Genomic DNA, 11,612 nt, shown 5'->3' with positions numbered 1-11,612 from the left:
GAGCTCGGTCACCAAGGTCAATGTGACCGGATTGTGCGCATGTCCGGGTTGGACCGCTTAAGGTTCACCCCATGCCGGACAGACGGCGCTGGGCGTCGTGGAGTGTGGCCGTGCTGCTCGCCGTCTGGGCGGTCGTCCGGCTGACCGGGTTCGAACTGGGCTGGTTTCTCACCCAGCTCATGACGCTGACCCCTTACGGGGCGGTGCTGGCGCTGTCGGCCGCCGTGCTCCTGGCCTTCCGCAACCGGCCCGCCGCGCTGGTCGCGCTGGGTGCGGCCGTGGCGATGCTGGCGACGGTTCTGCCGCGGGTGTTCGCCGGGTCGGCGCCGGAGGGCGGTGCGTCGTTGCGCGTGCTCACGCTCAATCTCTTCGGGCGGGCCGACCCCGCCGAGGTCGTCCGGCTGGTCGACCGGTACGACGCGGACGTGTTCACCGCCCTGGAGCTCACGCCCGGCCAGGTGAGCGCGTTGAAGGCGGCCGGGCTGGAGCGACGCCTGCCGTACCAGGTGCTGGAGGCGTCGGAGGGGCCGGTCGGCAGTGGCGTCTACGCGCGGTTTCCGCTGACCAGGATCGACGGGTTGTTCACGGTGATCGGGCACAACATGCCGGCGGCGCGGGTGGCGGCGCCGTCCGGGGCGGTCGAGGTGGTGGCGATTCATCCGAATCCGCCGCTGCCCCGGCTGTACGAGGAATGGAACGCGTCACTGGCGGCGCTGCCCGCGGCGCGGCCGGGCGTGCGGCGGATTCTGGCCGGTGACTTCAACGCCGGCCTCGACCATCGGGCCTTCCGTGACCTTCTGGGCAAGGGGTACCGCGACGCCGCCGCCCAGGCGGGCCAGGGGCTGACGCCGACCTGGCCCAGCGGGCGGGCGATCCCGCCGATCATCACGATCGACCACATTCTGGTCGATCGTTCGATCGGGGTGCGCCGGGTCGAGGTGAGCGACGTCCGGGGCACCGATCATCGGGCCGTGTTCGCCGACCTCCGGCTCGGGTGAACCCGGCTGTAGCCGTAGGTCTCGTGGGTTCTGACGAAGCCGAGGCCGGCGTACAGCGTTCTGGCCGGGATGTTCTCGGCGTTGTGGTTGACCGTGACGGTGGTCAGGCCGAGGGCGCGCATCTCGTGCATGGCGTGCAGCATGGTGGCTCTGGCCAGACCCTTGCGGTGAAAGCCGGCGTGGGTGCCGACCGGCTCGAAGTGGCCGACGGCGTTGCGCCGGTCCACCCAGTACACCAGGAAGGAGGCGATCCGGCCGTCGGGGGACTCGGCGACGATCTCGCGGCCGAGGTCGTAGCCGGGCTTGCGCATGACCTGGTCGCGGTACTGCTCGCCGGTCCAGTCGGCGTCGAAGGCGCTGTTGCGGGCGTCGGCGAGCCCGGCGGCGTCCTCGATCCGGGCGGGGCGGAGGGTGAATCCGTCCGGGACCTCCGGCGCGGGAAGGTGGGCCAGAGGCGCCTCGTTGACGTCGTCCCAGGTCCGGAAGCGGGTGAAGCCCAGGCGTTCCAGGATCTGGATCCTGGCGGCGTCGCAGTCGAAGACGTCGGTCAGGATCTCGTCCTGGTCCGCGCCGGTGGTCTCGGCGGCGGCCTCGATCATGCCGGCCTCGGCCGGGGAGCCGCGCAGCCAGGGGGCGGTGAAGACGTCGAAGGCGTTCTCGAAGCGGGTGTTGATCGCCAGACCGGCCAGGCGGCCGTCGTCCTCCCACACGTGGACGACCTCGCCGACGGGCCGGTGACCCCTGAGGTTCTCGTAGATGCGATGGGGCAGTTCGCCGATGTGGTCGTAGCCGCACCTGCCCGCCTCGGCGATCCACTCCGCGAACGTCTCCTGGAGCCACGGCAGGTCGCTGTCCGCATAAGGGCGCATGGTCAGCATCTGTCCATTGTCACGGACGCCGCCGGGCCGCAGGATCATCGCTATGCGCCCCCATGTCGAAGTGATCCACGAGGACGACTACATCTGGCACGCGGCCGAACTGCCCGAAGGCGAGGGACGGGCCGTCGAGCGGCGGTTGTCGGTGGACGAGGAGGACGGCTCGTCGTCGCTGCGCGTCGACTTCCGCACCGCCTGGGGCCGCGCGCCCGGCGTCCATCACGCCGACACCGAGTACTACGTGCTCGACGGCTCGATGACGTACGGCGGGCGGCGCCTCGGCCCGGGCGGTTACGTGCACGCGCCCAAAGGGGTGCCGGCCGAGGCAGTCGCCTTCTCCGCGGGCGCCAGAATCCTGCACTACCGCGAGTACGGCGACGCCGGGTTCGACCCCGGCGCCCGGCGGTGGGCCGACGCCCGGGAGAACGTCACCGTGATCGACTCCGGCACGATGGCGTGGGACGCGGTACCCAAGCCAGGCCCCATGCCCGGACTTTTCATCAAATATCTGCACGTGGATCCCATGACCGGCTTCTACACCAGGCTCGTGCACGCGGAGGAAGGCTGGGCCGACCACCGGCTCGAACACCACCCCTGCTACGAGGAGGCGTACACCCTCCAGGGGCACATGGAGTACAACTTCGGCACCCTCGACGCCGGCACGTACTTCTTCCGCCCGGCGCGGGTCAAACACGGTCACTTCACCTCGATGGAGGGCGGCGCCACCTGGCTGCTGCGCTCGGACGGGGAGTTGTTCAACTGGCACACGCGCGACGAGTGGGTGCGCTGGGGCGGCGAGGCCCTGAACTACGGTCCCCAGGGCCGCTGGTCGCAGTCGAGCCACGACCTGGGCAGTGGCGAGCGCCCCGAGAGGGAGCTGGCCATGTTACGCCGGTCGCTGGAGCACACCCGGCAGCAGGGCGACCACGTCCCGCACGGGCTCGGGCCCGACCCGAGCCTGTCGGCCATCGCCAAAGCCCTGGACACCGCCCTCCTGCAGACCGGCCACACCCACCCGGCCGCCGATTGGGGCGCTGACCCGGCCACGCTGGAGCACCCGGACGAGCGGACCGGCGCCGCCGCCCACAACCGGGGCGCGGGCCGCGCCTGGAAGCCCGGCGACCCGATCCCGGCCCCGATCATCTCCAGCCTGCCCGTGCGCTCACGCTCCCGCGGCCGCTGGGACGGCGACGGGATGTAGGGAAGAGATATGTACCGCTGGCAGATCATGAACAGAATCGCCGGACGCCGGATCATCGGCATCGTGCGCGCGGAGGACGCCGCCGCGGCCGTGCGTGCGGCGCTGGCCACCGTCGACGCCGGGCTGGACGTCGTCGAGGTCTCGCTCACCACCCCGGGCGCCCTGGAGGCCGTGGCCGAGATCGTGCGCGCCCGGCCCCATGCGGTCGTCGGCGCCGGCACCGTCCTGGACGAGACCAGCGCCCGCCTGGCCGCGCTCGCCGGCGCCCGCTTCCTCGTCGCGCCGTCCCTGAACGCCGGCGTGATCTCCACCGCCCACCGGTACGGCCTGGCCGCCCTGCCCGGCGCGGCCACGGCGACCGAGATCGTGGCCGCGCTGGAGGCGGGGGCGGACGCGGTGAAGCTCTTCCCCGCGGTGGCGTCCGCTCCCGGCGTGGTACGCAGCCTGCTGCAGGCCCTCCCCCAGGCCCCGCTGGTGCCGACCGGCGGCATCACGGCCGAGTCCGCGCCCGAGTGGATCGCCGCCGGCGCGGTGGCCTGCGGCGTCGGGGGCGCGATCACCTCGGGGGACGCGGGCACGGTGAAGGCCCTTCTCGACGCGGTCCAGGCGAGGGCGGGGGAATGAGCGGGCGGCCGGCGGGCGAGGGTGGGAGGACGAGCGGGCGGCTGGCGGGTGAGGTGGTGGTGGTCACCGGTGGCGCGCGGGGTATCGGCGCGGCCGTGGCCGGGGTGGCCGAGCGCGAGGGCGCCCGGGTTGCCGTGATCGACGTGTCGCCCGGTGGGCGCGGCTTCGCCGTACAGGCCGACATCACCGAGGCCGGGCAGGTGGAGGCGGCCGTGAGCGCGGTCGTGGCGGAGCTGGGCCCGGTCACGGTGCTGGTGAACAACGCGGGGCGGAACGCCTCCTTCGACCCGGTCGGGATGTCCGAGGCCGAGTGGGACGCGGTGTTCGCGATCGATCTGAAGGCCGCGTGGCTGATGGCGCGGGCCGTGCTGCCGGGGATGAAGGCGGCCGGCCGGGGTTCGATCGTGAACATCGCCTCGTTGCACGCCAGGATGACCAGCCGGGGCATGTTCCCGTATGCGGCGGCCAAGTCGGGGCTGGTCGGGCTGACCCGGAGCCTGGCGCTGGAGACGGGCCCGTTCGGGGTCCGGGTCAACGCTGTCAGCCCGGGCTGGACGGCCACGCGGCTGGTGGAGGAGTACCTGGCCGGGCATCCGGATCCGGGCGAGCGGGCCAGGATCGAGGGCCTACACCCTATGGGCAGGATCGGCACGCCGGACGAGGTCGCCGAGGTCGTGTGCTTTCTGGCCTCCGGCGCCGCCGCGTTCGTGACCGGGGCGGAGTGGGCGGTGGACGGGGGCATGAGCGCACGGTTCGCCTGAGGTGACCGAACGTTTCCTGACCGGAGGTTGACCCCAGAGAAAAGTGCCGATTTTGGACAAAGCCCAGAAAGTCTCGGTCTCCCATGTGATTTGACCGCAAAGTCCAAGTTCGTCATGGATATAGCGCGTCACACCACACCGCCATCCGACGCCCAAGGTGTCACAAAGCATGCCTAGGCGCGACGATCAAGACCTGTTACGTTCCAGAGGCGACGCGCACCATCGGGGAAATCTTCCGTCAACCAAGGAGTCCCGTATGCGTACCTCCCTGCGGAGAGGGATCACCGCGCTGGTCGCGGTGATCGCCCTTCCCGTGGCTCTTTCCTCGCCCGCCCAGGCGACGGGTGGAGGGCTCGACGACGTCTTCGCCAAGATCCTGGTGAAGCAGGTCAAGGGCACCAACGTCAAGAAGCACCTCGACGCCCTCCAGGCGATCGCGGACGCCAATGGCGGAACCCGTGCCACCGGCACGCCCGGCTACCCGGCCTCGCGTGACTACGTGGCGAACAAACTGCGCAAGGCCGGCTACAAGGTCACCCTTCAGCCGACCGATTACGTACAGAACTGGGTCGAGAACAATCCTCCGACGCTCAACCTGACTGCGCCGAACCAGAAGACATACGTGCCCAACGATGACTTCTTCACGTTCCGCCCGTCGCCTCCCGGTGACGTGACCGCGCAGGTCCAGGGCGTCGACCTGGTCCTTCCGCCCACGCCCACGCCCACCTCCACCAGCGGCTGCGAGGCGTCCGACTTCACCGGCTTCGTGCCCGGCCGCATCGCGCTCATCCAGCGCGGCACCTGCGCCTTCGCCCAGAAGATCCGCAACGCCGGCGCGGCAGGGGCCGCCGGCATCATCGTCTTCAACGAGGGCCAGCCGGGCCGCACCGACGCCTTCGCGCTGGACATCGGCGAGTGGCGCGGCGGCGTGCCGATGGTCTTCGCCGACTTCGCCGTGGGCAACGAGCTGGCCGCGACCTCCGGCGCGACCGTCCGCCTGAAGGTGGACGCCACGCTGACCCTCGGCAAGAGCGACAACGTCATCGCCGAGACCAAGGGCGGCGACCCCCGCAACGTCGTCATGGTCGGCGCCCACCTGGACGGCGTCCCCGCCGGCCCCGGCATCAACGACAACGGCTCCGGCAGCGCCGCCATCCTCGAGACCGCGCTGCAGATGGCGCACTTCCCGGTCAAGAACAAGGTCCGCTTCGCGTTCTGGACCAGCGAGGAGATCGGGCTGCTCGGCTCCGACCAGTACGTGGCCAAGCTGACCGAGCAGGAGCGCAAGCGCATCCGGCTCTACCTGAACTTCGACATGGTCGCCTCGCCCAACTTCGCCTACAAGCTCTACGACGGCGACGACTCCGACCAGGCCGGCTCGCCCGCCGGTCCCCCCGGAAGCGACCAGATCGAGAAGCAGCTCAACAAGTTCTTCCAGTCGCGCAACCTGGCCACCGTCGGCACCGACTTCGACGGCCGCTCCGACTACGGGCCGTTCATCGCGGTCGGCATCCCCTCGGGCGGCATCTTCACCGGCGCCGAGGGCATCAAGACCCCGGCCGAGCAGGCGTTGTTCGGCGGGCAGGCGGGTGTCGCCTACGACATCTGCTACCACCAGGCCTGCGACACCATCAACAACATCAACCTGACGGCACTGGACGTCAACTCCGACGCCATCGCCGACTCCACCATCCGCTACGCGTTCAACCTGCGGGACATCCCGCGGCACAACGTTGCGGCCGCCGCCAAGGTCGCTGCGACCACCGCCGAGTGACCTACAACGCCCGGAGGAACTCTTCAACGATCGTGTTGAAGACCTCCGGGCGTTCCATGTTCGGGTAGTGGGCGGTTCCGTCGATCGTGACGGCCTTGCCGTACCGCACGGAGCGCACGATCCGCTCGGCCATCTCGATGCAGTCCGGCGAGTCGATGCCGCCGTGGACGGCGAGCACCGGCACCTCGATCCCGGCCGCCCGCGCCCAGACGTCCTCGACCGGCCTCAGCAGGCTGGGCTCGCCCGCGCTGTGCCTGGACATCGTCCTCCTGCCCATCTCCCGCACCCTGCGCACGACACCGGGATCGACGTCGTCCAGGCTCCGGTACGGCCCGGCGACGAAGGCCATGAACCCCTCGATGGACCCTTCCAGGTCGCCCGCGGCCATCGCGGCGTTCCAGGTGGCCATCGCCTGAAGGGTCCAGGAATCGTGGTAGATGGGCGGGGTGCCCCCGGCCCCGCTGATGACCAGGCCGCTGACCAGTTCGGGGTGCTCCAGCGCGGTCTCGACGGCGGTGGCCGCCCCCATGGACACTCCGACCAGCACCGCCGGCCCGGTCTCCAGCTCACGCAGCAGCGCCGCGACGTCGTCGGCCAGCCGGTACGGCACGGCGGAGATGCCCGATCGCCCATGGCCGCGGGCATCGGGGGCGATGACCCGGTAACCGGAGGCGAGCACGGGAATCTGGTCGAGCCACATCTCGTGGTCCACGAAGCCGCCGTGCAGGAGAACGACGGGCCGGCCGGTGCCGGTGTCCAACAGGAAGATATCTCTCATGACACCTAGGTTGTCATTAGTGCATCAGAATGACAACCTAGGTGTCATGATTGGACGATGAGACAGAACGAAGACCGGCTCATCGAGGTCTTCGACCTCGTGGGCCCGCTCTACCGGCGCGCCCAGCGCAAGGTCGAGCGGGACATCCCCCTCGAAGTCGGCATCCGGGCGATCCTCACCATGCTGCGCCACGGGCCCATGACCGTGCCCCAGATGGGCCGCGCCCAGGCGCTGAGCCGCCAGTTCGTGCAGCGGATGACCAACGACGCGGCCGCCCGCGGCCTGGTCGAGCCCATCCCGAACCCGGCGCACAAGAGGTCCTCCCTCATCCGGCTGACCGACGCGGGCCAGGCCGCGGTCAACCAGGTGGTCGAACTCGAACGCGCCATGTTGCGCGAGCCGGGCGGCGACCTGACCGAGGCCGACCTGGTCGCCTGCGTCCGCGTCCTCACCCGCCTGCTCCGCCACCTCGACGACGTGGACGTGGACTGACCCGCGCCTTCCACTCTCCCAGCTCGAGACCGGTCGGTTCCGCCCGCCGGTCTTCGGCATCCCCCGAGCGAGGGAATGCGGAGATCGCTCGCACCGGCGATCCTTTTCCGGGCGTGGATTCGCAGGATTGGGGTCATGAATCTGCGCACTGTTTATCTCGCCGCCCCGGTCTTCGTCTTCGCCTACGGGGTGATCCGCATCCTCGACGGGCTGGACGGCTCACGTGGGCCGGGGGTGGCCTGGACGACGGGGCATCTCGCCTTCCTGGTCGCCCTCACCCTCTTTGTCCCGATATTTGCGGACATGAGGCGGAGGCTTGGCGGCGGCGTCCTGGCCACGGCCAGCGCGGTCGTCGGGTTCGCCGGCCTCGCCTGTCTCGGCGCCCAGTTTGTCATCGACATCGTTGCCGGGTTCGTGGCCGCCGACAAAGCGGGCATGAGCCAGGTGTTCGACGCGGTCCAGGCGGTGCCCGGCGTGGAGCTCCTCGTCTACCAGGCCGGGCCCGCCCTGTTCTACCTCGCCCAGGTCGCCCTCGTCACCCAGCTCGCCGTCGCCCGCAAGGCGAAGTTCTGGACGCCGATCCTGGTCACGCTCGACTTCGTGCTGCCCCTGGTCAACAAGGACCTCATCCCGCTGGCCGCGCTCTGCCTGCTGGTGTCCTTCGCGAGCCTGTCGAGGGAGGATCGCGTGCCCGCTTACGCCACCTGATGCCGGGAATTCCCCGAAGGGTGGATTCACCTCCACCTCAGATGATGCAATGGGCCCCTCTGCCGCCACCACGCCGAGGAGATCCGTTGAAAGACAACCTCGACCTCGCCGCCAGTGCCCAGGAGCTCGCCGACGGCGCCCCCGCCGGGTCGGTGCGCCGGGCGGCGGCGTCGTCCGTGGCCATCACGCTGGCCACCACCCGCGACGCCGACCACGCGCGGACCACGCTCGACGGCCTCTCCCCCGACGAGGTACGGCGGGCCGCCCTCGACCTCTTCGACGACCTGACTAAGTAGCCAGGTGGCCGATCAGGCGGCTGACCTGGTCGGCGTAGTGGTCCCCGAACTCGGGTGAGGCGGGGTCCAGTCCGGTGGCGGCCCGGACGAGCTGGGGGAAGGACACCCCGGCAGCCGCCATCGCGAACATCGCCACCATGACCGATCCCGGATCCAGGTCGTCGGGGAACTCCCCTTCCTGCTGCCGCCTGCGCAGCGCGGCCACGTTGTCGCGGATGCCGGCGACGAAGGCGGGGTCGGCGGGGCCGTCCTCGGTGAGCCCCTCCCAGACCATGAGCCGCCCGAAGTCGCGGTTGGCGGAGGTGGCCCGCACGTATCCGGCCACCAGCTCGCCCAGCCTCGCCGACCGGTCGGCGAAGGCGTTCTCCTCGCTCTGCCAGCGCACCGTGAGCTCGCGGTAGAGCCCTTCCTTGCCGCCGAAGTAGTACGAGATCAGCTGCTTGTTGACCCCTGCCCGGGCGGCGATCTCGCTCACTCTCGCCCCCGCGAAGCCCTTCGCGCCGAATTCGGCCACGGCCGCCTCGAGAATGCGCGCTTTGGTGCGCTCCGGGTCGCGCTGCTTCTCTTCTGGCGCTCGTCTCATGCGTCCCACTTTATCATCCATCCGGATGGTTGACAGAATCATCCATATGGTTGATAGTTGACCGCATGACGACGAACAAGCACGTGGCGATCATCGGCGGCGGCATCGGCGGGCTCTGCCTGGCCCAGGGCCTCCACAAGGCCGGCGTCAAAGTCACCGTCTACGAACGCGACCGCACGCCCTCCGCCCGGCTGCAGGGCTACCGGGTCCACATCGACCCCAACGGCGCCCGCGCCCTGCGCGACTGCCTGCCCCCGCACCTCTGGCAGTCCTTCCTCGACACCACCGGCACCGGCGGCCAGGACTTCGGCTTCCTCACCGAGCAACTGGAGCTGCTGGCGATGATCGAGACCCCCAAGGCCGCCGACCCGGCCGACGACCACCACTCGGTCAGCCGCATCACGCTCCGGCAGGTCCTGCTGTCCGGCCTGGAGGACGTGGTCCGGTTCGGCAAGACCTACGAGCGCTACGAACGCCAGGCCGACGGCCGGATCCGCCTGCACTTCGCCGACGGCTCCAGCGCGGTGGCCGACATCCTGGTCGGCGCCGACGGCGGCACCTCACGCGTGCGCAGGCAGTACCTCCCGCACGCCGAACGCGTCGACACCGGCATCACCACGGCCGCGGGCAAGTTCCCGCTGACCGCCGAGACCCGGCGCCTGCTGGCCCGCCGCCTCACCGACGGCCCGAACAACGTCATCGCGCCCAAGGGCGTCGGCCTGTTCTGCGCCCCGCACGACCTCGGCGAGGCCGCCCCGCGCACGGGCATCGGCGCCACCGAGCACGAGGGCGCCCTCCTGGACAACACCTCCAGCTACATACTGTGGGCGGTCGGCGCCGCCGAAGGCCGCTTCCCCGCCGACCTGGCCGAGCTGACCGGCCCCCAGCTCCAGGCCGCCGTCGCCGGCCTGATCAGCACCTGGCACCCCGACCTGCGCACGCTGATCGAGCGCTCCCACCCCGACACCGTCACCCTGCTGCCGATCCGCACGTCCATCCCGATCGCCGCCTGGGAGCCGACCACCGTCACCCTGCTCGGCGACGCCATCCACAGCATGACCCCCATGCGCGGCATCGGCGCCAACACCGCGCTGCGCGACGCCCGCCTGCTCACCCTCGCCCTGACCGGCGGCGGCGACGAACTCGCGGCCATCGCCCGCTACGAGGAGCAGATGCGCGAGTACGGCTTCGCCGCCGTGCGTGACTCGTTGCGCTCGGCCCACCAGTTCGTCGGCGACAACCGGCTGGCCAGGATGGGCTTCAAGACCTTCCTGCGGACCGTCCAGCGCTTCCCCTCGCTCAAGGCCAAGGTCTTCTCCTGAGCACGGGTCTACTCAGGCCATCCGGCGCCGCCCCTGCGATGGTGGAGCCATGTTCACCCTGCGGGCACGCCGCCTGTTCGACGGCCACGAACTCTACGAGGACCGGGTGGTGACCATCGACGGCGACCGGATCGCCGCGGTCTCCGGCCCCGGCCGCGCGGACCTGGACCTGGGCGCGGCCACGCTCCTGCCCGGCCTCATCGACTGCCACGTCCACCTGGCCTTCGACGCCGGCCCCGACCCGGTCGCCCAGCTCGACCGGCCCGGCCTGGCCACCCGCATGCGCCAGGCCGCCAAGCAGCACCTCCTGGCCGGCGTCACCACCGTCCGCGACCTCGGCGACCGCGACTACATGGCGCTCGGCCTGGGACTCGGCCCCGCCGAAGGACCCGAGATCCTCGCCGCGGGCCCGCCCATCACCACCTCCGGCGGGCACTGCTGGTGGCTCGGCGGCCAGGCCGACGGGGAGTCCGCCGTCCGCGCCGCCGTACGCGAACGGGCCGGGAAGGGCGTGCACGTCATCAAGGTGATGGTCACCGGCGGCCAGATGACCGAAGGCTCGCACCCCCACCGGCTGCAGTACGGCCCCGCCGAATTGACCGCAGCCGTGGCCGAGGCGCACGCCGCCGGCCTGCCCGCCGCCGCCCACGCCCACAGCCCCCAGGGCATCGCCCACGCCCTCCGGGCCGGCTTCGACACGATCGAGCACTGCGCCTTCTGGACCGAGAACTCCGTCGAGCCCGACCCGCGCACCATCGCCGCCCTGGCCGACTCCCCGGTCGTCGTCTCGATGACCGCGGGCATCGTGCCCGTGCCCGGCCTGGAGGTTCCGGCGGAGATCCGGGCGCGCTGGCCGAAGACCGCGGGGGTGCTGCGGGAGTTGTACGCGGCCGGGGTGACGTTCGTGATCGGGAGCGACGCGGGCATCGCCCCCATCAAGCCGCACGGGCTGATGCCCCACGCCGTCCGGCACCTGGTGGACCTGGGGTTCCAGCCGCTGGACGTGCTGCGCGCGAGCACCTCGGTGGCGGCCGGGGCCTGCCGGGTGGGTGCCAGGAAAGGGCGCATCGCGCCGGGTTTCGACGCCGACCTGCTGGCGGTGGCGGGTGATCCGCTGGCCGACGTGACCTCCCTGCTCAGGCCGCTGGCCGTGTACCGGATGGGGCAGAAGGTGTGAACCCCTCCGATCGCTAGAGTGAG

General features: G+C 70.9%; 13 protein-coding genes. 10 read left to right on the top strand and 3 right to left on the bottom strand.

The window, feature by feature from the left end:
* Positions 1–71: 71 nt before the first annotated feature.
* The gene (locus FVE25_RS23575) at positions 72–998 is read left to right on the top strand and encodes an endonuclease/exonuclease/phosphatase family protein (protein ID WP_157249214.1); all 927 of its coding nucleotides are present in this window, start codon (positions 72–74) and stop codon (positions 996–998) included.
* On the opposite strand, the gene FVE25_RS23570 is transcribed toward FVE25_RS23575, so the two are convergent.
* The gene (locus FVE25_RS23570) at positions 962–1,876 is read right to left on the bottom strand and encodes a GNAT family N-acetyltransferase (RefSeq protein ID WP_157249213.1); all 915 of its coding nucleotides are present in this window, start codon (positions 1,874–1,876) and stop codon (positions 962–964) included. The genes FVE25_RS23575 and FVE25_RS23570 overlap by 37 nt on opposite strands.
* A gap of 43 nt (positions 1,877–1,919) precedes the next feature.
* On the opposite strand from FVE25_RS23570, the gene FVE25_RS23565 reads away from it, so the two are divergent.
* From FVE25_RS23565 to FVE25_RS23550, 4 genes are all read left to right on the top strand, one after another.
* The gene (locus FVE25_RS23565; RefSeq protein ID WP_157249212.1) at positions 1,920–3,074 is read left to right on the top strand and encodes a DUF4437 domain-containing protein; all 1,155 of its coding nucleotides are present in this window, start codon (positions 1,920–1,922) and stop codon (positions 3,072–3,074) included.
* 9 nt (positions 3,075–3,083) lie between these two features.
* Entirely contained in the window at positions 3,084–3,698 is a 615-nt protein-coding gene (locus tag FVE25_RS23560; RefSeq protein WP_157249211.1) for a bifunctional 4-hydroxy-2-oxoglutarate aldolase/2-dehydro-3-deoxy-phosphogluconate aldolase, read from the top strand.
* A complete protein-coding gene (locus FVE25_RS23555; RefSeq protein ID WP_157249210.1) occupies positions 3,695–4,459 on the top strand; it encodes an SDR family oxidoreductase in 765 nt (254 codons plus the stop codon). Before FVE25_RS23560 ends, FVE25_RS23555 begins: the two co-directional genes overlap by 4 nt.
* A 256-nt stretch (positions 4,460–4,715) precedes the next feature.
* On the top strand, positions 4,716–6,233 hold the full coding sequence (locus FVE25_RS23550; RefSeq protein ID WP_157249209.1) for a M28 family metallopeptidase: 1,518 nt from the start codon (positions 4,716–4,718) through the stop codon (positions 6,231–6,233).
* Position 6,234: 1 nt separating this feature from the next.
* Here FVE25_RS23550 and FVE25_RS23545 read toward each other — a convergent pair whose 3' ends face one another.
* Positions 6,235–7,011, bottom strand: coding sequence for an alpha/beta fold hydrolase (locus FVE25_RS23545; protein WP_157249208.1), 777 nt, complete (start codon positions 7,009–7,011; stop codon positions 6,235–6,237).
* 57 nt (positions 7,012–7,068) lie between these two features.
* On the opposite strand from FVE25_RS23545, the gene FVE25_RS23540 reads away from it, so the two are divergent.
* The 3 genes from FVE25_RS23540 (at position 7,069) to FVE25_RS23530 (ending at position 8,507) form a co-directional block, all read left to right on the top strand.
* Positions 7,069–7,503 (top strand): MarR family winged helix-turn-helix transcriptional regulator, encoded by a 435-nt coding sequence (locus tag FVE25_RS23540; protein WP_157249207.1) that lies wholly within the window; start codon positions 7,069–7,071, stop codon positions 7,501–7,503.
* A gap of 135 nt (positions 7,504–7,638) precedes the next feature.
* Positions 7,639–8,211, top strand: a complete 573-nt coding sequence (locus FVE25_RS23535) for a hypothetical protein (protein ID WP_157249206.1) — start codon at positions 7,639–7,641, stop codon at positions 8,209–8,211.
* Positions 8,212–8,297: 86 nt separating this feature from the next.
* The gene (locus tag FVE25_RS23530; protein ID WP_157249205.1) at positions 8,298–8,507 is read left to right on the top strand and encodes a hypothetical protein; all 210 of its coding nucleotides are present in this window, start codon (positions 8,298–8,300) and stop codon (positions 8,505–8,507) included.
* Here the strand turns inward: FVE25_RS23530 and FVE25_RS23525 are convergent.
* Positions 8,500–9,090 (bottom strand): TetR/AcrR family transcriptional regulator, encoded by a 591-nt coding sequence (locus FVE25_RS23525; RefSeq protein ID WP_219825618.1) that lies wholly within the window; start codon positions 9,088–9,090, stop codon positions 8,500–8,502. The two genes, FVE25_RS23530 and FVE25_RS23525, sit on opposite strands and share 8 nt — an antisense overlap.
* 65 nt (positions 9,091–9,155) lie before the next feature.
* Here FVE25_RS23525 and FVE25_RS23520 point away from each other — a divergent pair, with 65 nt between their 5' ends.
* Positions 9,156–10,412, top strand: a complete 1,257-nt coding sequence (locus FVE25_RS23520; protein WP_219825617.1) for an FAD-dependent oxidoreductase — start codon at positions 9,156–9,158, stop codon at positions 10,410–10,412.
* A 49-nt stretch (positions 10,413–10,461) separates the two neighbouring features.
* A complete protein-coding gene (locus FVE25_RS23515) occupies positions 10,462–11,589 on the top strand; it encodes an amidohydrolase family protein (protein WP_157249203.1) in 1,128 nt (375 codons plus the stop codon).
* The last annotated feature ends 23 nt before the right edge of the window (positions 11,590–11,612 follow it).

Source organism: Nonomuraea typhae (genome assembly GCF_009760925.1).
GTDB classification, from domain to species: Bacteria; Actinomycetota; Actinomycetes; order Streptosporangiales; family Streptosporangiaceae; genus Nonomuraea; species Nonomuraea typhae.
The sequence above is the reverse complement of the archived record's forward strand: the minus strand, read 5'-3'. Positions and strand labels throughout refer to the sequence as shown.